The organism is Brevibacillus migulae, from assembly GCF_004521915.1.
Lineage (GTDB): Bacteria > Bacillota > Bacilli > Brevibacillales > Brevibacillaceae > Brevibacillus_F > Brevibacillus_F migulae.
Genome location: NZ_SDKD01000022.1, coordinates 54,853 through 80,285 on the forward strand (window position 1 = coordinate 54,853; position 25,433 = coordinate 80,285).

Annotated in this window: 23 protein-coding genes, 3 tRNA genes and 2 pseudogenes; 6 read left to right on the forward strand and 22 right to left on the reverse strand. The window is 46.3% G+C overall.

Going from position 1 to position 25,433, the window contains the following annotated elements; genetic code table 11:
- Positions 1-215: 215 nt before the first annotated feature.
- From EIZ37_RS20985 to EIZ37_RS20995, 3 genes and pseudogenes are all read right to left on the reverse strand, one after another.
- Positions 216-1,384: pseudogene (locus EIZ37_RS20985) on the reverse strand (MFS transporter).
- Between the two features lie 104 nt (positions 1,385-1,488).
- Positions 1,489-2,196: an SDR family oxidoreductase gene (locus EIZ37_RS20990; protein ID WP_134686727.1), complete on the reverse strand. Its 708-nt coding sequence runs from the start codon at positions 2,194-2,196 to the stop codon at positions 1,489-1,491.
- A gap of 106 nt (positions 2,197-2,302) precedes the next feature.
- Positions 2,303-3,352, reverse strand: a complete 1,050-nt coding sequence (locus EIZ37_RS20995; protein WP_134686728.1) for an NAD(P)-dependent alcohol dehydrogenase — start codon at positions 3,350-3,352, stop codon at positions 2,303-2,305.
- Between the two features lie 247 nt (positions 3,353-3,599).
- Between EIZ37_RS20995 and EIZ37_RS21000 the strand changes: the two genes are divergently transcribed.
- From EIZ37_RS21000 to EIZ37_RS21010, 3 genes are all read left to right on the forward strand, one after another.
- Complete coding sequence (locus EIZ37_RS21000) at positions 3,600-4,145, forward strand: TetR/AcrR family transcriptional regulator (protein WP_134686748.1); 546 nt, start codon at positions 3,600-3,602, stop codon at positions 4,143-4,145.
- A 233-nt stretch (positions 4,146-4,378) separates the two neighbouring features.
- Positions 4,379-5,398: an aldo/keto reductase gene (locus tag EIZ37_RS21005; RefSeq protein WP_134686729.1), complete on the forward strand. Its 1,020-nt coding sequence runs from the start codon at positions 4,379-4,381 to the stop codon at positions 5,396-5,398.
- Positions 5,399-5,677: 279 nt separating this feature from the next.
- Positions 5,678-6,676 (forward strand): oxidoreductase, encoded by a 999-nt coding sequence (locus tag EIZ37_RS21010; RefSeq protein WP_134686749.1) that lies wholly within the window; start codon positions 5,678-5,680, stop codon positions 6,674-6,676.
- Between the two features lie 22 nt (positions 6,677-6,698).
- Here the strand turns inward: EIZ37_RS21010 and EIZ37_RS21015 are convergent, their stop codons facing one another.
- On the reverse strand, positions 6,699-7,133 hold the full coding sequence (locus EIZ37_RS21015) for an Lrp/AsnC family transcriptional regulator (protein WP_134686730.1): 435 nt from the start codon (positions 7,131-7,133) through the stop codon (positions 6,699-6,701).
- Positions 7,134-7,756: 623 nt separating this feature from the next.
- On the opposite strand from EIZ37_RS21015, the gene EIZ37_RS21020 reads away from it, so the two are divergent.
- A complete protein-coding gene (locus tag EIZ37_RS21020) occupies positions 7,757-8,374 on the forward strand; it encodes a DUF2306 domain-containing protein (RefSeq protein ID WP_235828142.1) in 618 nt (205 codons plus the stop codon).
- 206 nt (positions 8,375-8,580) lie between these two features.
- On the opposite strand, the gene EIZ37_RS26785 is transcribed toward EIZ37_RS21020, so the two are convergent.
- From EIZ37_RS26785 to EIZ37_RS21070, 12 genes and pseudogenes are all read right to left on the reverse strand, one after another.
- Complete coding sequence (locus EIZ37_RS26785; RefSeq protein WP_205683867.1) at positions 8,581-8,778, reverse strand: GNAT family N-acetyltransferase; 198 nt, start codon at positions 8,776-8,778, stop codon at positions 8,581-8,583.
- Positions 8,779-8,781: 3 nt separating this feature from the next.
- Positions 8,782-9,015 carry a GNAT family N-acetyltransferase gene (locus EIZ37_RS26255; RefSeq protein ID WP_205683868.1) on the reverse strand — a complete coding sequence of 78 codons (234 nt, stop codon included), beginning with the start codon at positions 9,013-9,015 and terminating at the stop codon, positions 8,782-8,784.
- A gap of 23 nt (positions 9,016-9,038) precedes the next feature.
- Positions 9,039-9,119 (reverse strand): annotated as a pseudogene (locus EIZ37_RS26590) (DUF1697 domain-containing protein); the annotation flags it as partial.
- A gap of 57 nt (positions 9,120-9,176) precedes the next feature.
- The gene (locus EIZ37_RS21035; RefSeq protein WP_134686731.1) at positions 9,177-10,385 is read right to left on the reverse strand and encodes an MFS transporter; all 1,209 of its coding nucleotides are present in this window, start codon (positions 10,383-10,385) and stop codon (positions 9,177-9,179) included.
- Positions 10,386-10,450: 65 nt separating this feature from the next.
- The gene (locus tag EIZ37_RS21040; protein ID WP_134686732.1) at positions 10,451-11,050 is read right to left on the reverse strand and encodes a TetR/AcrR family transcriptional regulator; all 600 of its coding nucleotides are present in this window, start codon (positions 11,048-11,050) and stop codon (positions 10,451-10,453) included.
- Between the two features lie 474 nt (positions 11,051-11,524).
- The gene (locus EIZ37_RS21045) at positions 11,525-13,072 is read right to left on the reverse strand and encodes an MFS transporter (RefSeq protein ID WP_134686733.1); all 1,548 of its coding nucleotides are present in this window, start codon (positions 13,070-13,072) and stop codon (positions 11,525-11,527) included.
- The gene (locus EIZ37_RS21050) at positions 13,069-13,509 is read right to left on the reverse strand and encodes an SRPBCC family protein (protein WP_134686734.1); all 441 of its coding nucleotides are present in this window, start codon (positions 13,507-13,509) and stop codon (positions 13,069-13,071) included. Before EIZ37_RS21050 ends, EIZ37_RS21045 begins: the two co-directional genes overlap by 4 nt.
- A complete protein-coding gene (locus EIZ37_RS21055) occupies positions 13,502-14,011 on the reverse strand; it encodes a MerR family transcriptional regulator (RefSeq protein WP_134686735.1) in 510 nt (169 codons plus the stop codon). Before EIZ37_RS21055 ends, EIZ37_RS21050 begins: the two co-directional genes overlap by 8 nt.
- A gap of 277 nt (positions 14,012-14,288) precedes the next feature.
- A complete protein-coding gene (gene ppsA, locus EIZ37_RS21060) occupies positions 14,289-16,904 on the reverse strand; it encodes a phosphoenolpyruvate synthase (protein WP_134686736.1) in 2,616 nt (871 codons plus the stop codon).
- 262 nt (positions 16,905-17,166) lie between these two features.
- Positions 17,167-17,469: an MmyB family transcriptional regulator gene (locus tag EIZ37_RS26790; protein WP_167569070.1), complete on the reverse strand. Its 303-nt coding sequence runs from the start codon at positions 17,467-17,469 to the stop codon at positions 17,167-17,169.
- Positions 17,408-18,088, reverse strand: a complete 681-nt coding sequence (locus EIZ37_RS21065; RefSeq protein WP_134686737.1) for a quinone oxidoreductase family protein — start codon at positions 18,086-18,088, stop codon at positions 17,408-17,410. The genes EIZ37_RS26790 and EIZ37_RS21065 overlap by 62 nt, the downstream gene beginning before the upstream one ends.
- Before the next feature lie 553 nt (positions 18,089-18,641).
- A complete protein-coding gene (locus EIZ37_RS21070) occupies positions 18,642-19,151 on the reverse strand; it encodes a hypothetical protein (protein WP_134686738.1) in 510 nt (169 codons plus the stop codon).
- A 423-nt stretch (positions 19,152-19,574) separates the two neighbouring features.
- Here EIZ37_RS21070 and EIZ37_RS21075 point away from each other — a divergent pair, with 423 nt between their 5' ends.
- Positions 19,575-20,243 (forward strand): S-layer homology domain-containing protein, encoded by a 669-nt coding sequence (locus EIZ37_RS21075; RefSeq protein WP_134686739.1) that lies wholly within the window; start codon positions 19,575-19,577, stop codon positions 20,241-20,243.
- Positions 20,244-20,391: 148 nt separating this feature from the next.
- Here EIZ37_RS21075 and EIZ37_RS21080 read toward each other — a convergent pair whose 3' ends face one another.
- Positions 20,392-20,877: a DinB family protein gene (locus tag EIZ37_RS21080; protein ID WP_134686740.1), complete on the reverse strand. Its 486-nt coding sequence runs from the start codon at positions 20,875-20,877 to the stop codon at positions 20,392-20,394.
- Positions 20,878-21,024: 147 nt separating this feature from the next.
- On the opposite strand from EIZ37_RS21080, the gene EIZ37_RS21085 reads away from it, so the two are divergent.
- Positions 21,025-21,924 (forward strand): LysR family transcriptional regulator, encoded by a 900-nt coding sequence (locus EIZ37_RS21085; RefSeq protein ID WP_134686741.1) that lies wholly within the window; start codon positions 21,025-21,027, stop codon positions 21,922-21,924.
- Positions 21,925-22,040: 116 nt separating this feature from the next.
- Here EIZ37_RS21085 and EIZ37_RS21090 read toward each other — a convergent pair whose 3' ends face one another.
- The 5 genes from EIZ37_RS21090 to EIZ37_RS21110 form a co-directional block, all read right to left on the reverse strand.
- On the reverse strand, positions 22,041-23,060 hold the full coding sequence (locus EIZ37_RS21090) for a 3-oxoacyl-ACP synthase III family protein (RefSeq protein ID WP_134686742.1): 1,020 nt from the start codon (positions 23,058-23,060) through the stop codon (positions 22,041-22,043).
- Positions 23,061-23,072: 12 nt separating this feature from the next.
- Positions 23,073-24,800 (reverse strand): thiamine pyrophosphate-binding protein, encoded by a 1,728-nt coding sequence (locus tag EIZ37_RS21095; protein WP_134686743.1) that lies wholly within the window; start codon positions 24,798-24,800, stop codon positions 23,073-23,075.
- Positions 24,801-25,066: 266 nt separating this feature from the next.
- Positions 25,067-25,148 (reverse strand) — tRNA-Leu (locus tag EIZ37_RS21100).
- A gap of 11 nt (positions 25,149-25,159) precedes the next feature.
- Positions 25,160-25,234 (reverse strand) — tRNA-Cys (locus EIZ37_RS21105).
- Between the two features lie 63 nt (positions 25,235-25,297).
- Positions 25,298-25,374, reverse strand: a tRNA-Arg gene (locus EIZ37_RS21110).
- Positions 25,375-25,433: the final 59 nt, after the last annotated feature.

Sequence of the window (25,433 nt, forward strand, 5' to 3'; positions counted from 1 at the left end):
GTTGAACATCTACCACATCAGGTTAAGAAGGATTCCTATAACTTATGAATTATATATTTCTCTATTTATATTAACAATATCTTTATGTGAATATCCGGCTGGTGCAAGAGCTGATAACTTCTCTATCGCCTTATCCCGTAACTTTATCTACAACGTTGCGAATGCTTGGCAGCATCTTCTACACCCACGGGTGATTTGTCACAGTGACATATAAGTCACGACAATTGTTTTACAGGATGATAAAAGGAATTCCTCAGAAAAATGGATACAGAACTTGCAATCAAAAACAGAATTCCTCCAAATACAACGTATTGTGTGCCGATTCCTGAAATAAATAATCCGCATACAGTGGCACCAAATGTTGTTCCTAGGTTTGCTGATGTTAAAAATAATCCATTAGCAAATTCAGGAGCCTCCGGAGCTGCGGACGTAATCCAGTATTGGTTAAAATTTGCCCCCATACCAGCCAAGATTCCCCAGAGCGAAACAATTAAGGCCATTGGAACGCTGAAATGTCCTATCAAGAACCAGATGATGTAAACGGCGCCTAGCGCAAACGGAAAAGTCGCTACCGATTTGAAAGCATTTTTCGTAAGCAGCTTCCCTGCAAAGATATTGCCAAGAATATTGGCCGCACCGTATATAAGCAACATAAAGCTTATTGTGTTCCAAGTCATCTTCGTTATGGTTTCAAGATACTCCGCAAGGTAGCTATAAACACCGAATACGGCTCCGTTCATAAAGATGACAGCGGCAATGGACAGCCAGGTGATTGATTTTTTTAGTACGGTTAATTGTGCGCCGTAAGACTGTTTTTCACTTACAGGCATTGATGGCATAAGAAGGAGAGTGGTTACGAATACGGCAGCATTCACAATAGCGAAGAATAACATTGCCATGCTTAAGGAAGTTGCAGCAGCTATCATGCTAGTGACAGGCACACCTAGCACCATTCCTGCAGAAACGCCAATAAATATTTTGGAAACCGCTTTAGGGGCCTTTCCTTACTAACCGATGTGGCTGCTACCGTAAAAGCCAAAGACACATACACCGGGTGGAAAATGGCTGGGATCACACGAGCAATTACTAATACGGTAAAGTTTGATGTGAGCGCGGAGACAACGTTACCCAAAATGAAAACGCCAAGAACAAGCAACATGGTTGTCTTACGATTCATGCGTGAAAACAAAATGGGCATCGTTGGGCCAGATATTGCAACCGCAAGTGCAAAAAGACTAACGACCAACCCTGCGCTGGATATACTGACATGATAGTTATCGGCAATTAACGGCAATATACCAATGACACCCATTTCCGTATTTAAAATGCCAAAGACACCTGTCGCCAAAATGAATACAAGCAAGTGATTTCGTTCAACTTTCATCATACATCCCCTATCTTCCCTTCACTTCTCCATGTATGAACAGCAGCCTGCTGGTCAAACGGTATGATCAAACCAAAGTAACAACAAATCATTCATGCTTATGGTTACCATTCGATTCGTTTCCCATCTCTGAAGAATTCCCCGTTTGGCCCATCAGGTCCAATCATCGCTAACCAAAGGATCGACTCAGCAGCTTGTTTAGGCGTTCTTGGAGCAGATAGGCCCCCCATATCTGTACTCACCCATCCCGGATCAACCGCATTGATTTTAATGTCACCATTGATTTCTGCCGCTATCAATCGTGTCAATCCATTTAGGGCAAGTTTCGACAACTTGTAAGCGCCAGCCCCTGGTTCGGCCATTTCTCTTAACGCCCCATACTCTGAGGAGACATTGATCACTCTCCCATAGCCTTGTTTTTGCATGAGGGGAATAAAGGTACGGATCACATGGTAAACGCCGAAGAAATTCGTTGCCATCGTTTGCTTTAGAACGGAAGGGTCCATCGTTACTATCCCTTCAGGACCATCCAAGTACACGCCGGCATTATTCATCAGTACGTCTAATCTTCCGTATCGCTCATTTACGGTAATGGCTGCTTGACGATTACTTTCTTCATTCCCGACATCCATCTGTACAAATGAAACGTCCAAGGATGACTCTTTCAGTTTTTGCGCAGCTTCATGACCCTTTTCTGGATCCCGACTTGTCAAAATGGCCTTAAAACCGCTCAAAGCCAATTGCTTGACAAGCTCATATCCAATTCCTCGATTCCCACCGGTGACAAGCGCAACTTTTCTATTCTCTGACATGTAAACCCTCCGTTTCTCGGTTAAACATCATGGATTGGGGCAAAGCTTCCACTATGGAAAGAGGCACACCGGTGTTGGCGTGCCCCATCATATTCTGCATGGATTTTTATTCAATTTCCATCGTACTGATGTCGATCACAAATCGATACCGGACATCCGAAGCTAGTATGCGCTCCCAAGCTTCATCAATTTGCTTAGCGGAAATCACCTCGATCTCAGGTGCAATCCGGTGTTCAGCGCAAAAGTCAAGCATTTCCTGCGTTTCGCGAATTCCACCGATCGTCGAACCAGCAAACGACCGACGATGAAGGATAAGTGGAAACACGTTAATTAACATCGGTTCCGCCGGAGCACCGACATTGACGAGTGTACCGTCCAACGCCAGCAACGAAAGGTACGCACTTATATCGATCTTCGCGCTCACTGTATTTACGATGAGGTCAAAGGAACCAGCCAGTTTCGTAAACGTCTCGGGATCGTTCGTGGCATAATAATGGTCCGCGCCAAGCCGCAAACCGTCTTCTTTCTTCTTCCATGTCTGTGATAAAACCGTAACCTCTGCCCCCATGGCATGAGCGAGCTTCACAGCCATGTGTCCGAGCCCGCCAAGTCCAACAACAGCTATTCTTTTGCCTGGAGCGGCTCCCCAATGGCGAAGCGGAGAATAAGTTGTGATGCCGGCGCACAGCAAAGGAGCGGCGACATCAAGCTCCAGGCCATCAGGAATTCGAACCACGAAGTCTTCGGTTACGACGATGTGGGTGGAATAACCACCTTGTGTATACTGCCCGTATCTGTCGATGGCCCCATAGGTGCCCGTATTACCACTCAGGCAATACTGCTCCTCTCCCTTATGGCAATTCACGCACTTCCCACAAGAGTCAACCATGCAGCCAACCCCTACTCGGTCGCCAACGGCAAATTTTGTGACTTCCGAACCAACCTGGGTGACAATGCCGGCAATCTCGTGCCCTGGAACGAGAGGATAGTTCACCGGCCCCCACTCGCCGCGAGCTGTATGAATATCAGAGTGGCAAATACCTGCGTATTTAATCTCAATGAGGACATCATGTGGTTGGAGCTCCCTACGCTCGATCGTGGTCAGCTGGAACGGACCTTCTGGACTGAATACAGCGCGAGCATTTGCTTTCATCATCTTCTAACCTCCTAAAATCCATGTAAGATTGGTGTTCTTTCGAATCGTATTGAGTCGGTACCAGTGTAATATGGTTAAATATTTACAACGTGAATCTACTAAACAAAACGCATTGTTTAATCAACTCATGTTTATTATTATAGGTGTTAGAATCTGGCCTTCAATGGTTAAAACAGCGCAATATGTTGATATATCAACACAGCAGCCAAAACTGTTGATTATTTTAGAAAGTTTGGTGAAGATTACGATGGCAAAACTGGATCGGAGAATTGTTAAGACCCAAGAATCCTTGAAAAAGGCTGTTATTGAACTGATGACGGAAAAAAATTTCGATGACATTACCATTCAGGATATCGCTGACCGGGCGAACGTAAATCGCGGAACCATTTACCTACATTATCAGGACAAATATGATCTGCTGGATAAACTCATAGAATCACATATTAATGAATTAAGGGAAATGGGGGAATGGGCTTGTAAGCTGGATTGGATCAGCGCCCTTGAACCCTTCTTTGAATACTTTGAGAAAAATTATTTATTTTTTTCAACCATGTTGGCAAGCAAAGGAGCCCCATCTTTTCGAACGCGGCTTCTTGATTTTACGATGGAGGGTTTCAAGGAAGAGATTGATAACGAAAGCGGAAAAAATACGGGTTTAAGCGAAGATATTATGCTGCAATTTTCCGGGACTGCTTATGTTGGGGTAATCGAATGGTGGATCAGGAATGAAATGCCCTATCCGCCTTCCGTTATGGCCAAACAAGTCGGGGCTTTGTTAGGGAGAAGTCTATAGTTCATGTATAACAAGAGCGTCCTGTGTATCCAGGACGCTCTTCCTGCGCAAGGCAAGGATGCCCTATCTTTCACTTTCGGAATCAAGAAACCGTCGATCATATGAATTAACAGCTCAACATTCCCAGATTGCCAGGCGGGATGAGATCTTCCTTTCTGAACCGTACTATTCGTTGACAAATTCGGTATACTGAATGTATCAGCCAATTTTTGGAAGGCAGAGGAGGAGAAAGGATGAAGTATATACGATTGGGCCAATCCGGCTTGCTTGTTTCCCGACTGGCATTCGGGGCGATGACTTTCGGATCGGGGAATAATCCCAGTGTCTACAAGGTTGATCTAAGCGCGGCACAGCAGCTTATCGACCGTGCTCTCGACGCAGGGATCAATTTTTTTGACACCGCAGACGGTTATGCGGATGGACAAAGTGAAGAAATGCTTGGACGACTGCTTGGTACACGTCGCCACGAAACGGTCATCGCCACAAAAGGCGGCTTTCGCGTTGGGCCTGGGCTCGTGCAGGCAGGATTATCCCGCAAACATCTGTTTGAAGCGTGTGAAGCGAGTTTGCGCCGTTTGAATACGGATTACATCGATCTCTACCTCGTACATAAAACGGACCCCTACACTCCGCTTGAAGAAACACTCGAAGCCTTGAACGATCTGGTGCGTCAGGGGAAAGTCCGGTATATCGGCTACTCCAATTGGCCAGCTTGGCTAGCTGCGCAAGCTGTATCGATCCAGCGCGAACGACGATGGGCATCTTTTATTAACGGCCAAATGTATTATTCTTTGGTTGGGCGAGACATTGAACATGAGACGGTTCCCTTTGCCATCCGCAACGGGATTGGGCTAACCGTGTGGAGTCCACTCGCAGGCGGATTTTTGAGCGGAAAATATACCAAGGAGAACTTGCGTGATGAACAACATCGGCTGAGCGGTTTTGACTTTTTCCCGCATAACAAAGAATGGGGTTTCCGCATTTTGGATACCGTACGCGAGCTTGCCCAAGGGTATGGAGCGACACCAGCACAAGTCTCGCTTGCTTGGCTTCTCGCCCAGCCTCATGTCAGCAGCGTATTGGTCGGCTCAAGTAAATTGACCCAATTGGAAGAAAATCTTCGCGCGGCAGAGCTTTCGTTGAGCGGCGAAGATGTGGCAAGATTGAATGTATTGACACGCCCGGTTGCCTTGTATCCGAATTGGTTTGCGGCCATGACAAATGATGCGCAAATTGCAGAAGCTTTGGAATAGCCGCCAACTACGAAGGAAGCCTATCTCCATTTTTCCGACAAAAGCATGATAACTCCCCACTGTTACACGGCAGAATACCATGGAAGCAGTGGGGATTTAGATTCATATGCTTCTTTGGAACAATAGCACCAACGCACAAACACCTTATTAATTAAAGTTTTCAAATCAAAATAACTAAGGAATTAAACTTTAAAAATCGAAATACTTAAATTCATGTATTTGATTTTGGAATCCACCATCATACAATGTCACTACATCAATCACAAAGGAGAATGCATGATGACAGTGACATTACATGATCCTATTTCTTTTGGTGGGCTACGCTTACAAAACCGACTAATCATGGCGCCATTGCAGCAGTACATGGGCACTCCCGAGGCGTATGCCACTTCCCATCACACTGAATTTTACGGTCGAAGAGCCAAGCATGTGGGGCTCGTGATTGTTGAATCCACTGCCGTTTCTGCGAATGGCAGACTATGGAAAAACGATATCGGGATATATACGGATCGTCACGTGGAACCCTTGCAGAAAATTACGGACGCTGTCCACGCACACCGCACCCCCGTCTTCATCCAATTATCCCATGGTGGAAGGAAATCTTCGCCCGAAGTCACGACTACATTGGTAGCGCCGAGCGCGATTGCGTTCGACGAGCATTACGGAACACCTGAGTCATTAACTCTTGCAGGCATTGAACAGCTCATAGAGGAATATCGTCTGGCGGCCAAACGCAGCCTGGCGGCGGGGTTCGACGGAATTGAGATTCATGCCGCACATGGCTTTTTAATTCACCAGTTTTTATCACCTTTATCCAATACGCGCGTGGATGCTTATGGTGGTACTTCTGAGAACCGGGCAAGGTTTTTGAAAGAGGTACTCTTCGCGATTCGCGGAGAGGTCGGTAGAGAATTTCCGGTGATCGTTCGAATTTCTGCCACCGACTATTGCGAAGGGGGGCTTACTCCAGTAGAGTGGGCGCGTATGCTGAAGCCTCTCGAGCCACAATTGGACGCCATCCATGTCTCCAGTGGCGGGCTTCTCCCTATCCAACCAAGTGATGTATACACTGCGTATCAGCTGCCACATGCGGCTGCTATCAAACAGCATTTCAACATTCCGGTCATTGCCGTCGGAAAGATTTATACGCGCAGCCTCGCCAATCGCATCTTGGCAGACCAACTTGCCGATTCCATCGCCATCGGTCGCCCACTCCTGGAGGATCCAGATTTTGCGGAACGTTTATTGATTTCTCAAGAACCTGCCGCCGTCAACTAATGCTGTATCCTTGTTACACCATTCACACGTTGCTGGCTACCAGACTTTTGCCCTCGAATGACGTCGAGAGAACAATCAAGGGAGTTGAGTAGCCATAGATATTGCAGGAATCGAGAAATCTGGCCAGCGATTCGTTCGTTTCAGTCAGCACCTTCATCAAATAGTTGTATTCCCCGCTAATTCTGTACAGGTCGACAATCTCGGGTGCCGTCTCGCTAAATGCTAGGAAATCCTTGCAGTTATTGGTCTTAAACAAAACGAATGCCGTAGTGTGCTTGCCGAGCTTATGGGGTGATAGCTCCGCACGATAGCCCGTTATTACCCCTTGCTCTTCCAACTTCCGAAGTCTTTCCGTTACAGCTGGCTGTGACATCGCGATCATCCGGCTCAATTCAGAAATGGGAATCCGAGCGTTTTCATTCAGCGTCGACAAGATTTTATAATCGATTTGGTCCATCTACACAAACACCTCATTTTAAACGGTATTTTACTTAGAACTACTAAGTAATTAAGATCATATGCCCACAATCCCTTAATATTATTATGTGAATTTTACGCTATCTACACTAAAATGTCACGAACAAACAATAAAAGGAACTGCGGCAATGAGATGGATATGCGTCGGACTGTGGCGCTTGTTGTTGCCCGACACTGGTGATCGCGGGGCAATCCGATACAGTGACTCACCCCGGTCATTGCAAACTGATCGCTGGGACGATTCCTGGCTCAAAACTCTCATGCTACCTATCGTCCACCTGTCGAATGTGGAACGTCCCGAAGCTTTACTGAACGCTGTACTTGATTATCTGCATGCAAAATCATCTGACCCCTGCCATGCTTTATGGCTTTCAACCACGATGCCTGGTTCCCCCTTCCCTCCTGTTGTTGGAACAGATGATTTTTTCTCCAACAACCAGGAGGGCTTCTTCATAGCTCCCCCGTCATTTCGCCAATCTTCATTCCTTGCAATCGTTAGAATAGTAGCTCTATCGAGTCATTTCCTTTTTCCTTTGCTCGTTATATTCTAGCGATAGCAACCCATTAGATATTTCAGGTAACGAGATAAAAGGAGAGAAAATTGTGAAATCAGGAAAAGGATTCATGATCACTTTGTTCATCATTTCGTTTCTATGGTTCATGCACACCCTTTCGAAAAACTTTATGATCGACCCGGATTTTCACCGTTTTCTTTCCAACAAAGATCAAGCTTTATCCAATCCAACCTTATGGATATTGATGATACGGATTCATATCATTCTTGCCCTAATCGCACTTCTTACTGGACCCATTGGCCTCATCAAACGGCTTCGCGTAAAATCACCATTCTTACACCGATGGAACGGTCGAATTTATTTCTACTCGATTTTGCTTAACTTCATCCCCGGCATGTATGCCGCTTTTTTTGCGAGTGGAGGGATATTCAGCACAATCGGTTTTATCGTCTTGGATACCCTTTGGCTTGTGACAACCATGCTAGGGGTTACTTGGATAAAAAAGAAGGATATACAGAGGCACAGTACGTGGATGATTCGCAGCTTTTTTCTTACATTTGCCAACATGACCATCTATCTGATCGTGGCTGCCACTCATCATGGTCTACACCTGCCCTACGGCACCTCCTATACCATTGCAGTATGGACATGCTGGGTGATCAATCTGGGTTTAGCGGAAATCGTCATTCGAAAAAAAGCTTTATGATGATCGCTAGGAATGCTTTCAAATTTTGGTCAAAGCTTTAAGGGACAAAACCACCTGCATCGTATCTTTTGACATATGGTCTTGCATGAAGAAAAGAGTCCCTTTTTCAAAAGGAAATCCCATAAAATGTATGTTAGCTTTCTCTAGCGAAAACTGGTCGCAGCTCCCCACGTCATTAACGGGGCGAAGATTTTTGCTTTGCCCCGTTATGTTAGCTTCTTTTTGAATCCTACATGAGTCAGAGAACTATACCCAGCAGACTCGTAGAACTTTACAGCGCCAACCCTATTTCTCTCCGTTACAAATATCACTTGGGAGCAGTCCTTTTTGATGGCGAGTTTCTCAAGCTCGGATATTAACGCTTTTCCTACTCCTTGGTTTCTATGATTTTTATGAACAATCATATTTTATAAAACCAAAAAAGGTTTACCGTCCCCATATAACTCCTCACATATCACCCCCATAACAGAACCGATTAGGTTGTTATTTTCAATCGCACTGAGAAAGATGTATGACTCATTTTTATGAAGTTTAGTGAACTGCTTGTTCATGATTTCAATAGAAGATTCCTCGCCCCAAAACTGTTTATACAGCTGTGCGAGTTGCAGAATGTCATCTGCAATCATTTCTCTTATTATCATACACCTTTCCTCCTTGTCCTCCGAAGCAGGCGAAGCGAAGCCATTTTGATTATATTCCGCCCTCCTACGTTGATTCCTCTCAGCAGTGCAATGCGAATTGCCATACAATCGCTGGCTTTGAACGATCGATCCCGTCGGAATGAGCCATGAATGGACGGTTGTCAGGAAGTCGCATTGGCATCCTGCAGGTTGCGCTTTTTAACTCCTAGCGATATAACGAAACAGATAAGCAAAATCATACATGCGAGCGCATACGGATAGTTGATATTCATATCGAATAAAAATCCAGCCACGATGGGACCTGCGATATTACCAAGACTGGTAAAGGCTGAGTTAAGGCCGGCAACATACCCCTGTTGATCCTTTGCGAGCATCGACATTTGGGTACTTATCGCTGGTCGCAAAATATCGATCGCCAGAAAAACGATAAAGGTAACGGCAAAAATCATCCAAAATTGATGAACAAAAAGCGTAAGAACGATAAACAATCCAGCAAAGAGCAGACAGACTGAAATGACACCCTTCTCGCCAAACCGATTCATGATCCAGCTAAAGGCCGTAACCTGGACCACTGCGCCTGCAATTGAACCGAATGTAATGATAAAGGCGATATCTTTCGGCTCAAATCCAAACTTATGGTCGACAAACAATGAAAAGACTGTTTCAAAATTAGCCAGCCCGAAAGACATGACAAACACAATGATCAAACTTAAAAAATAGGGCTCTTTATAGGAGTACATGAACTGGGCAAGAAGACTGCCGTGTTGTTTTGCACTAGAACGAGAGTCAGATACTGATTCTTTTACAGGTTGTGATTCCTTGAGAATGAACAATGTGATGCATGCAGCAATGATCCCCGCAATCGCTGCGGAATAGAAGGGTACGCGAATACCAAATGCTGCAATATATCCACCGATGCCTGGCCCAATAATAAAACCGGTAGTAATGGCTCCGGTAATATAGCCCATCCCCGCCGCGCGTTCTTCTTTCGTTGTAATATCTGCCGAATAGGCCATTACGGCCGGCATGATCAGTGCGGCACTAATGCCGCCTAGCAACCTGGAAACAAACAGCAGGACGGGTGAATTTGCCACACCGAACATTCCTTCTGAAATAGCAAATACGACCAAGCCGATCACAATCATCCTTTTTCTTCCGTATGAATCTGCCAATCGGCCGGCTAGTGGAGAAAAAAGAAGCTGCGTCAGCGAAAAGGCTGCTACTAACAAGCCGATAATCCCCCCGGTAATCCCCAAATTCTCCATGTATTTTGGCATAATCGGGATAACAAGCCCGATCCCCGTAAAGACAAGGAAAATATTGAACATCAGGATCAATAAGGACCCCTGATTTTTTAATAATAACGCCATTCTTTATTCCTCCAATCGATTACTAAAACACTGAATATTCATTCTAGATAATAGCGTAAAAAAAGCTAGCGGGACGGTTTGACAATGCCAAATAAAAACACATCCATGGCTAACCGGTAAGTCGCCAGCGCTTCTTCCCGCTCCATTCGTCGAGTGTGTTGATTTAACCCAAACAACAGGCTGTCCAAAATAATGGCGACTCCGGTTACATTTGTGATTTCAAACTCGCCGCTATCGAGTCCCTTCTGAAGCAACTGCCGATTAAAGTCAATATAACCATTGACCATTTCGTTGATTCGCTCCTCTACATCCGAAGATTTCTCCGACATGTCGAAAAATTCATCTGCCGCCTTGGTCAGTGGATGATTTAGATAATCGATCGCCAAATGTTCAGCCATTCCATACAATTTATCGATCGTGGTAGGGTAGAGATGTTCCTTAGCCAGCCAATTTTCTTCCCATTCCCTGTTCCAAATTTCAATTAGATGTAAAAACAACCCCTCTTTGCTCTTGAAATGATAATAAATATTGCCGCCGCTGTATCCGGTCGCTTTCACGATATCCTCTATAGATGTAGCCTTGTAACCTTTTTGCATAAATAAAATTCTGGATGCATCAGCTATCTTCTTCTTTGTCTGCTCCGTTTGCTGCTTTTTTTTATTCAAGATGCTTCACCAACTTCCCACCTAAATAAAGGTTGCCTAAAACAAGCAAAAACACAAAAATACTGAACGTTAATTCAGTATTATAAGCTTTAAAACCATACTTGGCAAACCGTACATATCACATGATCCAAATATTACAGACATTCCCACGCAAAAATTCGAATGCTGCTCCTTACAGTATTGCTTATCCCGAAAAGAAATATGGGAATGAAGTTTATCATTGGAGATTAACGTATACTCATAAAGGTATTGTCCGTTCCCCAATGAAAAAAGGAGCAGCTGCCACAGCATTCTGCTCCTTCGTTATTCATCTGCCGATCTTTTTCGTTCAACGATGTTACCCGATCAAAGAAGTAACAGATGGCATTCCCATTACAGTCTTCGAATCACCAAAAACAGAAAAGTTTCATAATGAAACCTGCTTGACAGACACGGACCCGAGAGCAGAAAAGAACATCAAGCATTTCTAGACAATTACAACTCATCTGATGTTTTCTGCCCGATGGGAGGTATATGCCGAAGCTTGATCACGGTGAGTACGGCGATAGCGATCATGAGCCCGCCACTAATGATCACAATAGCATGCATGCCGTCGGTAAATGCTGCCTGGGCGCCAAGAAGAAGTGTTGATGCAATAGGTTCGGGCAAGGATTTTGCCGCCGTGACTGCCCCAGCCAGACTTTCGCGGGAGGCTCCGGCTGTTAACGTCGTGACATCTCTCGGTATGAAGCCGGCAATTTGCGTGCGATACACGTATGTACCGATGCTGCCTAATACAGCGATACCCAGCGCGAATGCGAATTCACCGCTCGTCTGCAGCAAGGACGCCGCCGATCCAGCTCTGGCCGGAGGGACCGAGCCGACAATTAGATCACTGGACAAGCTCGCAAACGGTGCTGCTCCCACATTAAAAAAGATATACCCGACGATCAGTGTAGAGAGTCCTGATGCCGTCCCTACCTGAGACAGTAGAAAACACCCAGTTGCCGAGACGGCAAGTCCTGCCCCGATAAGAAACGCCGGTCGGATCCACCTCGCAATGATCGGTGACAAAAACATGCCTGCCATCGACGCGACCACTCCCGGGAGCATGCACATCGCTGTCCGGAGCGGCGATAGTCCTTCCACGAATTGAAGATACTGTGCGATAAAAAGCATGGAAGCGCCTGTCAAAGTGATGCCGAACAGACCGCCCAACACCGTGCTGAAGGCAGGGGTTGCGAATAGGCGCAAGTCCATAAGCGGACTGTCCAGCCGTTTCTGCCGCCTTACGAATAACGTCCCGAAAGCGAATCCAGCCGCGATGACAATGAGCGGCAACGTCTGTAGACCTTGCTTAGCGATTTCCTTCAGGCCGTATATTGCCGGGAGAATGGTGCACATCGACAGCATGACGCTAGTCATATCCAAGCGACCAGGGGCGGGATCCCGGTAATCGGGCAGAAGATGGGGCGCAGTCAACAACAGCAGCGCCATGACTGGAACACCGAGCAGAAAAATAGAACCCCACGAATATAGCTCCAGCATCGCCCCGCCGACTACTGGACCAAGCGCCATCCCCCCCATAGAGTACATGAACCATATGCCTATGGCGAGGGAGCGCTGTTTATGATCGCGGAACATATTGCTGATTAAAGCCAGGGACGAGGGAGATACCGTCGCCCCCGCTATGCCGAGCAGCGCCCGTGCTGCAATCAGCATTCCGGAGCTGTTGGAAAAAGCCGCCAACACCGATGCCAATCCGAATGCAGCTGCACCGATCATCAGCAGCTTGCGGCGACCGAGCCGATCGCCAAGCGTACCCATCGTGATCAGAAACCCCGATAGCATGAAGCCGTATATGTCCATGATCCATAGCTGCTCTGTGCTGTCAGCGCCGAGACCGACGCTGATGTGAGGAAGCGCGAGAATCATTACGGACAAGTCTAGCGAAACGAGTATGGCAGGCAATGAAAGCACGACAAGTCCTATCCATTCCTTTAAACCGGCCCGGATATCCAATTCAAGCGCAGCCTCTTTCATTCCCCGTCAAGAGCCTCTCCAAGCTGATCCAAGAACAGCCTTGTTCCATGCTCACGCTGTTCGGGCGTATCGAGACCGTCCAGAAAAACGCCCTGCTCGGTATAGATCAATCGCGTGCCGCCATCCACGGACTCCAATTCCACCGTCGTCACGGAGACAGATATCCGCTTGTCTTCCATATCCAGCGTGTACGAATATACAATGCGCTTATCCGGAACGATCTCCTGATAGCAAGCATCAAATGTGTAAACGGGCCCTCCAGGCGGCCCACCGCGATTGATTTCGCGTCCGCCGACGCGGAAATCGAACTCGTCAGCTTTGGGAAACCAGCCGGCTTTGGCTGCTTGACCCGCCCATGCAGCGAATACGCGGGCAGGGGAATGCTTATAGTTTCTTTCGATGACAAAAGTGGAATGTTTGGCAGATCTTTCAGTCACAGTCGAAACCTCCTTCTCCGGGTTCTTCCGGATGCTTGTCTAAATATTCACCAAGTCGGTCGAGATGGAGATCCATACTCGATTTTCTCTCGGCGAAAAATTTCTCATGATTCATTCTCATCGTCCGCATGATGTTCATGAAATGCTCAACGGTAAACGGTTCGTTCCTTTGCATCCGACTCGATACATTCTCAAGCTCCTGCAAGAGTTTCTGCTGTATGCGGATATTTTCTTTCAGGCGGTCTATTTGAATGGCAACAATGTCTGACAGGCTGAGTTGATTTCCGTCCATCACGGCTTTTATCTGCTCCAGCGATAACCCCAACTCCTTCAAAGACAAGATTTGCTGCAGGCGTGAAATGTCCTTTTCCGTGTAGAGTCTGTAACCGGAGTGTGAATAGCCGGATGGCGAAAACAAGCCGATCTGATCGTAAAAACGCAAAGTTCGTATCGTGATTCCCGCCATTTTCGCAAGTTCTCCTACTTTCCAATGTCGCTTCATGATCAGCCCCTTTCTTGGTCGCTAGCGTTTCACCGGTACCTTCACTATAAACCGTTACGTTACGTAATGGTCAAGGTTCCTTATGAAGTTTTTTCCAATGAGAAATTTTTACTTTCTTTCACCTGAATGAAGCTCGTTCTTTTTCCCGTAACTTCAATGATAAAGCAGCCGATCGGAATGATCGGCTGCCGTGGTGTCATTGTTGAAATATCGTTACCCTTTACTGCCAGGAATTGACTGCCATTTACCCAACGCTCTTACTTGACGTATTTATCCATTACAATATTTCAACATACCCTTCTGTTCCATTCACACGAATTCGTTGCCCATCTTTTATCAGTTTGGTAGCATTCTCCACTCCGACGACAGCTGGTAAGCCATATTCACGTGCAATAACTGCCCCATGGGTCATCAGTCCGCCAACTTCGGTGACCAGGCCTTTTATGGATACAAACAATGGTGTCCAACCAGGGTCAGTAAAGGAGGTGACTAAAATATCTCCATCTTCCAGATCAGCATCTTCCATGTGTAAGATGACACGTGCTCGCCCCTCTATCACTCCGGAAGAAACAGGTAGCCCTACAATCGCTTTGGCTGGCAGATTTTCTCGTTTGTACTGTCCGGCAATGATTTCACCTTCAGACGTGATTACACGTGGTGGTGTTAGCTTTTCATAAAATTTATAATCGTTTTTTCGGTTGCTGATGATCTGATAATCAAGTTTGTTTGTGCGTACGACTTCGTGAAGTTCTTCAAAAGTGAGAAAGTAGATATCTTCTTTTTCATGAATCACGCCAGCATCTTCGAGTCGTTCTGCTTCTTTCAGCAAAGCCTGCTTATAAACGAAGTAGCGATTAATCATACCGTATTTCGGATATTCCCTATACCCGCTTAAATTCCGGATTAAATCGATCATTCGTTTTGTCTCTTTGGCTTTTTGCACGCCATCCGACAATTGCTTCAATCGATCTAATAACCCTTTTTCTTTTTCCAAAGCCTCCTGTCGCCCTTGCTCAAATTTCCGCTTGCCAGCTTTAGGCTCAAAGTTTTTGATGTTACCTAGAATCGCAGGGACAAGTGTAAGTGGTTTTTCACGCCAACGAGGTTTGGTAATATCGATTTCTCCGGCACATCGCATACCATATTTATTGAGATAAGCATAGATAGCATCTCTAGTTTCCTGCCCACCTGCTAAGGTAACCAGTTCATCCAAAAAGTTATCAGTTTTTGCATGCTGTAAATATTCAATGACTTCCGGATAAGGACGAATCACATCTGCGACTTCCAGGAGCGCCAGCCCCATTTCCGAAGTAATATTGTTCGGTACAGATTGAGAAAGCGTGTCTGCTGCGTTTTTTTCACCCAACCACTTATTTATGTGTTCATTGATCCATTTTGAAGCATTCATGGCTGTCATAATTACACCAAAGCTTTGTGGATCAGATAAACTCTTCTTTAATTGCTGGATATCTTCCAGGATAAAATCAAACAGATCCGGCCCTGATTTCGTTTGGATGTTTTGTTTTAACTCTTCGATCGATGTTTGACTACGCTTAATCAAATCAGAAACGATTGTCGGATCGTAGTCGATTAATGTTTGATAATCCGCAGGTGACATACCTTTTTTGCTTTTACCGGGACTCATTTCTTTTTCATCATTTGATAACTTTTTTATAAAATCTCCTCGCTCTAATACGGTCATGAGCGCGTCTTTTATGAGCGGATCGTTTTGTCCCAGGGTATTCAACATCGTTTCTCTACTGGCAGGTGAAGCCAGCAACGGTGCAACATCAACAAACAACCTTCCACCGGCTATGCGCATGGTTGCTGGAGTCGTTAACAGCCAAAAAGACAATCCCAATGGTTTCATGGGGTCTGTCATCATTTGTTGGTGACCGACAGATACATAAACGTGATTTTCCTGATCGTTCGCTTCAGGGATCGGGTATAAAGTAGTGATCGGCCGACTCTGGACAATATAAAATGTGTCATTAGCCAAACACCATTCGATATCTTGTGGGCAACCAAAATAAGCTTCGATCTGCCTTCCGATGCGTGCCAGCTGCAAAATTTGTTGTTTCATAAGTGTTTGCGTCTGCTGCTGATCAGGATCAATCTGCATGGTCTGCGTTCCGCCTTCTTTACGTCCATAGATCGCCAATTTTTTGGTTGCGATCCGCTTTTCGACGATTTCCCCTTCCTGCACTTTATAACAATCGGCAGATACCAAGCCAGAGACCAATGCTTCTCCAAGTCCAAAACTGGCATCGATGGATAGCAGCTTCCGGTTGGATGTAATCGGATCAGCGGTAAATAAAATCCCTGCGGCCTGTGGGAAAACCATCCTTTGAACGATAACGGAGTTATACACTTGTCTGTGATCAAATCCATTTTGCATACGGTAGATTACCGCGCGATCCGTAAATAGGGAAGCCCAGCATTTGCTGATATGCTGCAAGATGGAATCGATTCCGATGATATTTAGATACGTGTCTTGTTGACCAGCAAAAGAAGCATGTGGCAAATCTTCAGCAGTCGCACTGGAACGCACTGCATAAGCATGTTCATCACCTAATTGGGAGAGATAGTGAGTAACTGAATTCACAACATCGGAAGGTATTTCAACTTCCATTATGGTTTGTCGAATCTTCCTGCTGATTTCACCAATTTGATCTCGATCTTCTACGTTTAGCATGGTCAGTCGATCCAACAAAGCATGATACGTTTCGTTTTGTTCGATGGCTCTTTGATACCCCACTGTTGTCACACAAAATCCTTCTGGTACTTGTATTCCTTGAATTTTTGATAATTCCCCTAAATGTAACCCTTTTCCGCCAACGAGCCATAGTTGCGTTTTTTCCATTTCCTGAAAACCGAGAACCAAAGAACTCATCCAACATCTCTCCTAACCATGAAATTGAGAAAAACATTTGACAGGAGCTCAACGGCATGTTACAATAAAGTTGTAAGATGGAATAAATGTGACTAAATTTGACTAAACAGTCGTCTTCTGATTATATCATCGTGTCTGTTGATGTGCAATATAAAAAGAACCTGGTAAACCTGTCCAGGTTCTTTTTTTCATTTTCCACTTCCAGTAGTCACACCAAAAATCGAGTTTAAGCCGACTCCGTTACTGCATAGTCACCTTGCGATTAAGTCGACGGACATTTCATCAGTTTCTCCTCGGTTGTGGTACCGGCCATCGGCGTATAGACACAACAGTGTATGTCCTCGTTGCCGTTGATATGGCCAAGGGTGTTGATTTCAAAGGATAACGTACCAAGGTCCGGATGATTCAGCAGAAAAGGTTGTGCCTTCTTCTCTTTGACATCGTGACGATCCCATAGTGCCGCAAACTCTGTACTTTCCTCAGAAAGCCTTTGGGCAAACGCCTCATACCACGCGTCTCCCTTCGACTGCCCATAATACGAGCGGAGGATGGCAGCTTCCCACAATCTGTTTGGTTACATCCACAAAGTCCGAACGCAGCAGCAGTTCGTCATATCCAAGCGAAGCGGCCAGCTTGATTTTATCTAATGAGCCAACTGTACCCAGCACCGTACCGGCACCAAACCGTTTGGCGATTTGCCCGAGAAAGCTGCACAAGCCACCTGCAGCGGCATGAACCAGAACGGTGTCTCCTTCCTTCATCCGGTTCACATGTTTGACTGCCATATAAGCCGTAGTCAGGTTGACGATGGAGGCTGCAGCCTCGGCCATGTTCAAATCACTTTCAAGCTCATCAAGCGGTACCGTAAGTTGCGGCGTCACTCTAGCCTGGGTGGCGTAGCCCCCAAGTTCAAGCAGCTTCATGGAAGCTACTGGCTGACCGATCCAAAATCCCTGAACACCCTCTCCTATGGAACGTACATAACCGGACACCTCAAGTCCCGGGATCAGCGGAAACGGAAACAACTCCGAAAACTCTCCTTTTCGGACCAATATATCCACGAGCCCGACGCCTGCATAAGCCACATCTACGATCATTTCCCCATATCTTGGCACAAGATCCGGCTTTTCTTTTACTCGCAGCACCTCGGCTCCGCCTGCTCTTTCAATAACAATCGATTTCATCTTGAGAACCTCCTTGATAGGATACGATGGGGTTATCTTACCAAGGAGGGGAAGAGACAGACAGGTTTGGATTATACGGGTATAAAAAGTAACAGGCTACACCCGTGTCTGCACTCGGTTTTAACTGATCGAACTGAAACATATAGATTACGTTGATGCCCGCTTGCTAAGAGGGTGCACAGTAATTTCAGCAGACGGAGAAAAACCCATTGGGTAATACCAATACTTCCCTATAAAATGTGAAAACTTAACTGACGAAGAAAATAATATACAACGATTCTAGTTGTTGTTCTTGGGAATCAAGAGACAGCCAATTTCTCAGATGGTTGTCTTTCTTTTTTTTGGCCAAATACCCTGATAGCTCCTAATGTGTATGGAGATATTCTCGGATATAATAGAAGAATCAGTTGAAGTACTACCCCTAAACCTAATTACCCATGACCTTTGGTTATGGGTATTTTTATGTTAGCGCGTAAATAAAAAAAGGCTGCTACTAAGCAACCCACTTTTATCCTTTCGATCACCGTCGTCGCAACAAGCAATCGCGATCGTCTTATCTGGCTTTTTCTTTGAAACGAAATCTTTTGATGGAATCGAATTTATAGGAAAAACTTTTTCTTTGATTGTCTCCAACGGATTTTCTTATCACATTATGAAGAAACCAAGGAAGAAATAAATAACCCATTACATACACAGGAATGGAATACCATGTTTTCCATCCATGATTTTTCATGAAACCAGATTGTACTAGCCCCCATTCATAAAGGAAAGATAGGATCGCCCAAGTTAATGCGTACAATAGGTTTTTATCCGATTTGAGGTTGAGGTATAACAGCGCAGTTATTGCGGGAGCAAGATTTACAAATAACCAATCAAGAAATCCAACTTTTCCGGAAGGACCAAAATCATATAGATCGAGCATGATGCCTACAACCACATGACCATTCCACACAATGTAACCTACGCTCAAGAAGACAAGAACGTTTTCTTTAAGAGTCAACCGCTTTGGTATGAACAATATGGCCGACACAAGTACTACCAAGCTAATCCATGGATATAACATCTTTCATGAGTCCTCCTCATCCATGTTTTGATGATGGAGTTATTTTCACCAATCCCTTCCTTTATTATTTACTTGGCTTCAATCCGGTCCATATTCCACTCCACAAAATCAAGCAATCCAGCTGTAAGCACTAGTATCCTTGCAAACCGCAATCTTTTTATCTTTTTTCCGTCATCAGTCATCGCCTGCCTCGATCCCCTTTTCAAGACAGCCATGGCCGAACATCTGCATTTCTGAATTTGTTTACATAAGCCTCTCATTTACAGAGTCATTCCCATTGAAACGTTTCGGAAAAGGATAACGTCAAAAACTACGTTACTGACAAAAAACAAGTTGAATGGAGGTGACGTAAACAAAACAAACATCCCCCATGGAAACTCGGATATTTTCAACAATCATACGAATATAAAGGTGGTCTCTACCATGAAAAGAAACCGAACACTTCTTGCTCTTTCCACTTTCGCTATCCTGTCATTGTCATTGATGCAACACGATGCTTCCGCTGCTACTTTTTTAACAGAGCGCCCTATCACATGGGATAAAGACACATCGCATATCATGCAAGATAATCTGGAACAAAACGAATGGACCAACGATTTTTTCCTACCGGAGGCTACCATTACAGCAGCGGAAGGCATTCAAATGATCGTCAATGCACTGGACTTAAATCTCGACGGCATCCGTTTTGTTAAAGCCCCATTGGCTAGCGATTATTACAAGAAAGCGAACAACAACGCGTGGTATGCAAATGCGCTGATCATTGCAGCAAATCAAGGCTTTGATCTACCAGCCGATCTAGATCCAAATGAAATGTGGACAAAGGAAACATTCGTACATCAACTTATGTCCGTCATGGAATCCCGAAACACCATCCCCAAGATAAAGATTTCTCCAGTCAAGCTGGGCGATGAAAGTGAAATGAATATCGCCTACCAAGGTACGATTCAGCGGGCACTTGCACTCGGTTTCACAAAATTGGACGATAAAGGGAATTTCCATCCGAAAGATGAAATTAGCAGAAAAGAGTCTGTTGAGCTTATCCAAAATGCACGCAAGTATATAAAAGAACATGAAAAAACTCCTAACAAATAAGCAAAGCTTGAAGCAGGACTTGGGATCTACGTACAAAAAAGCATTAGCTGTTAAAGCTAATGCTTTTTTTGTGTAACGATGACAACTTCGCCGCTCCTCTAGCAGCCAACCATGTACCGTCACGGGTAACAACGAATGATATGACTGTTCACTTTCCCTCTTGATACTCGTACTGAAGTACCTTCAACATGCAAGAAATAGTGGAAAAGTGCATCGTTTCATGGATGAACGCAAAGTTGAATATCTCTCCCACGGTTTCAAAGCGCAGCGGTCCCATCTCGATGGGCGACTCCAGTGTTTTTTCAAGCAAGTCGGGAGAAATTTCGGATAGGCTGGCCAGCTGAGCCGACAAGCATTGAACCAACTCCTCTTTGCTTGGAGGCGCCGACGTCCAATCAGCTGGCTTCGTCCCGGTATGGAAGAAAGCAGCGTAGCTCTCCGGTAAGCTGGAAGGAAACGGGAGCCCAAGCGAGAAAAAGTATTCAAGACAGACAGCCATGTGTCCGACATTCCATCTGATCGTATTGGCAAACTGTGGAGGTTGCTTATCAAACATATCCTCGGGAATCGATTGGATCTGATGCAGGACAAGCTGGCGAACAGAAACAGCTGTATGAATCATGCTTTGCAACATAAGGGATCTCCTCCGTTTTTTCCTTGATTGACCGCGCGCGCTTACTGTCAAATCAAGTGTACCTCTTACAAAAACATCCAACAATCGCGTAATTCCGATTATAATCATTAGTAGCAGTAATGATGTCTTCATCGGGAGAGTGGATCCATGGAGCTTAGACAACTCGAATACTTTATGGCCGTATGCGAAGAAATGCACTTTTCCAGAGCCTCAGAAAAACTATGTACCACGCAGTCCAATCTCAGCCAGCAGATCAAGCTCCTGGAGAACGAACTGGGCGTCCCGCTCTTTGACCGTATGGGGAAACGGATCGCTTTGACAGATGCAGGCAAAATCCTGCTCGATCAGAGCCGCCTTGTTTTTTCCCACATCGCCTATGCCCGCGATGCGATTGCCGAAATGAAAGACATACAGGGCGGTTCCCTTACGATCGGTGTCCTTCCAGGAGATGCGGATCTGCTTTTCAATGCGTTGCTCGTAAAATTTCACCAGACCTATCCCAAATTGTCCCTGTCCGTAATCGAAACGACGAAAATTGTAGAACAGGTGGCTGCTGGCACCATCGACATCGGGGTCACGACTACCCCTCCGCCGGATGAGCGCATAACGGTTGTCCCGCTGTTTCACGAGGAGTTCGCTTTGGCTGTCCGAACGGATCATCCGCTCGCAGGAGAGAGGGAAATTACCTTCGAGCGCCTCCGGGACTTGAAGATGGTCATGTTTCCACCTGATCATCAAGTCAGACAGCTGATCAGCCACTATTGTTTGCAGAGCGGCTTTCGTTTGCAGCCCGATATCGAAACCACTACCTTGTCGTCCCTTCTCTCTCTCGTAGAACAAGGGATCGGCGCATGCGTACTGCCGCGGTTGCTTTTACAATCGCTGGGCAAAAAGGAGATTGCTGTCGTTTCGCTGGTGAATCCCACTCCCAGTCAGGACATCTGTATCGTGTTTCGTTCGGATCGATACATCGGATTTGCCGCACGGGCGTTTATGGATACGCTGACCCGCTACATTCAAGCCGTGAAAGAGCTTGCCGGGGTTTAAACAGACAGCCAGCCATGATCATGAACTTCTGTCAGGCAGCTGTAAGCACAGGAGTGATATTCAGCAATTCCTGTGCTCCCGCTGCCTCTCCGGCGACAGTCTGCACCTGGCACACGTCAATCCCTTCGGTGGTTACAGTGGATTAGCAGCGCTGTATGATGAAAACCGAGCCCCAATGAATGAAGGAGCAAATACTCGGTATGGATCTGCTTGTGAAACCGAGCCAACGTCACGGCAACGGACGCCAGCGCCATATTCCCATACTCCTCAAAAGTGTCCAAATATGCTTTTGGTTGGATGAGGCTTGCCCAATGATCCATCAGCTTCCTGCTTGCTTGATGACCGATTAACGTAACCTGTTCCCCCGTCAGCCCATGCCTCTTCAGCAGCTGGTTTATCATGCGAGGCGGCGCATCCATCCCCGTCGATAGAAAAGAATACAGCCCCTCTTCCTGTTCGATTCCAAAGGTTGGAATGGCTCGGTTGTATTCATCTACCGGCCATGAACGTATACCATCTTGAATTTGTTCGCGATGCTGTACGGTCATGTATCCGTACTCCGCACTAATGGTCTCACTGATGTAATCGATGAACCGGAATCGAGTCCCCCGTCCGATCACCACGGCGCCCGCTCCATCCCCCAGACTCAAGGAATGACCCGCTGTATAATCTCCATGACGGGTAAAATGCCCACCGGACACCACTAATGCATAGCGGCAATGTCCGGCTTCAATGGCCTCCCAAGCTTGGATCAGACTTACCGTATAGTTGCTGAAGTCGCTGTGAATAGGAACTACGAAAGTCGATGCTGGCAGTCCCGTATCATGATGAACCTTGTATAGAACGTTTGGCGTTACATATTCCGCCACTGATCCATAGCCGTACAAACGATCGATTTGCCCCATTTCCAGTCCCGCTTCATCCACCGCCTGCCTAGCTGCTTTTGTCATCAACTCAGCCAAAGACTCTCCCGGTTGCAGTACCCTGCGCTCCTTCATTCCCGTAAAAAGTGAGTGCTCAGACAATCCTCGTGAATTGGCTTTGGTGCGAATCTGTGAAAAGATCGGATCGCTGTTACTACGCACATGATCCGGCAGGGCATATCCAAATCCTAATAATCCAATATTCCTCGCCACTTCGTCTCTCTCCTAACCAATGGGGGCTGTGTAACGTTCGCCTGCATAAGATTTGTTCAGCATGTCAAACCGTTGTTTCATACCGGGAGGCAAGACATCGATATCCACCTGCACGTCGATCAAGCAAGGCGTGTTCATTGCGAGCGCCCCCTTCAAGGCTGCATCAAAGTCCTCAACCGTTTCTGCTCGATACGATTTGACTCCGAGACTTTCTGCCATTTTGCAAAAATCAATCGACTTGCGGAAGCTTGAAATGTCAAACTTGCTGTCAAATTGGTGTTGCTCTCCCAGATGGACCAGTCCGTGTCCGCCATTATTCAATACAATCCAAGTCACGGGGATCTTATATTCCGCGGCTGTATGAATTTCCATTCCGTTCATGGCAAAAGCAGCGTCTCCAACGAGAGCCACCACAGGCCGATCCGGTGCCGCGAGCTTTCCGCCAATCGCAGCAGCAACTGCATGGCCCATCGCGGCTAATCCAAGGCCGATTTGAAACGCTCCGGGTGTTTGAGCCAAATAGCAGTGAACGCCCCAATTGATACAGCTGCCATTATCCACGAACAGAATCGTATCCGCAGGCAATCTGTTTTGCATCGCCTCTACCACCATAGCCGGATGTATGCCATTTCCTTCGGTGCCATGGTCAATCTCTTGGAATGCTGTCTGCTCTTTCGTTTCAAGCGGAAGCGCAGGTTTTTTCAGCATTTTGCCGGATGAACGTATACATAGGATGAGCGCTTTCAGCGTTTCGGACGCGTCGGCGTTTATTCCGACATCGACCGGATAATTTTTGCCTATTTCCATTGGATCAATATCGATCTGAATCAATGCGACAGAGGGCGTTAATCGTGGGTCCCAAGAATTCGTTTGCCAGTCACCCAGACTGCTGCCAATGACAATCAGGACATCCACATCCCCGGACAACAAATAATCGGTCGCTTTCTGGTGACCCGCGAAACCAAAGACTCCCAGTGAGAGCGCATGGTTTTCCGGAAAGCTGCTTTTTCCCTTTGGTGTTGTCGCCACCGGAATCCCGGTCAGCTCTGCAAAATCCAGCAATTCCTCCCACGCTTTTGCACACTCGATGCCGTGACCAGCCAAGATTGCCGGCCGTTTCGCATGGAAAATCAGCTCGGCTACTCTGACAACGTCCATGATCGTGGGAGCGGGTTTTCCACCCCTGTAGTTCATAGGCGGGAAAACTTCAAGGGGTACAGGATGTTTGGCGATATCGGCCGGGATATTCAAATGGATCGGACCTGGCCGTCCTGATTGAGCGGTTCGAAGAGCACGGCGTGTCATCTCACCCATTTTTTCTGCCGTTGGGATCATGACCGAGAGTTTCGTAATCGGCGAAAAAATGGAGACGAGATCAACACCATGGACCGTACTCTCCTGCAATGCACCCTTTCCGAAAGCTGCCGTACCTACTTGCGCAGTAAGCAATAACACAGGTGTCGAGTCACTGTAGGCGCACGCTATTCCTGTCAACGCATTCGTTGCACCTGGACCCGTGGTTGCACAGCATACTCCTAGCTTTCCGCTCACACGTGCGTATCCTTCGGCCATAAAAGCGGCGCCTTCTTCATGCTTTGTGAGAATCGGTTGTATTTTCTTTCTGGAAAAAATCGCTTCATATAGTGGCATTAGAGGACCACCTGGGATCCCGAACACATACGAAACACCCTCGGCTTCCATTTGACGCACGAGGAGTTCGACCGCTGTTACCGTCTTCATCCTGTCACCTTCCCATTCTTTGTTCTTTACCGATACCAAACATGTACAGCATTTATTGTATAGAAGGAGTTATTGGGATTCATGAGTTACGCTTGGGAAAATGGAGGGAAGCGAACGGGAACTTTTACGGGACAATGTCTTCGGAATCAGCCTGACTTTTGTCAGCGACGACAGGCTGGCCAAAATAAAAAAAGCAGTTGCCTCGGCAACTGCTTGTCTATTGATAGCTGGGTCTACATCCCTATTTTGTTTTCCTGTGTGAATGATGCGGTCGGCGAGACTCGAACTCGCACGGGTCACCCCGCCACCCCCTCAAGATGGTGTGTCTGCCAATTCCACCACGACCGCAAATTGAAACATGGAGGGAGTACCCGGATTTGAACCGGGGCATAAGAGTTTTGCAGACTCGTGCCTTACCACTTGGCTATACTCCCCTATGGGGCAGAACGATGGGAATCAAACCCAAGCCAGTGTACGAGATCATATTCTTGTGTAAATGGCGTGCCCTGAGAGATTCGAACTCCCGACCTTTTGATTCGTAGTCAAACGCTCTATCCAGCTGAGCTAAGGGCACAAAAACGGTTTATGATGAAAAACGTCAAGACGTTTTCCGTGAGCGGACAACGGGACTCG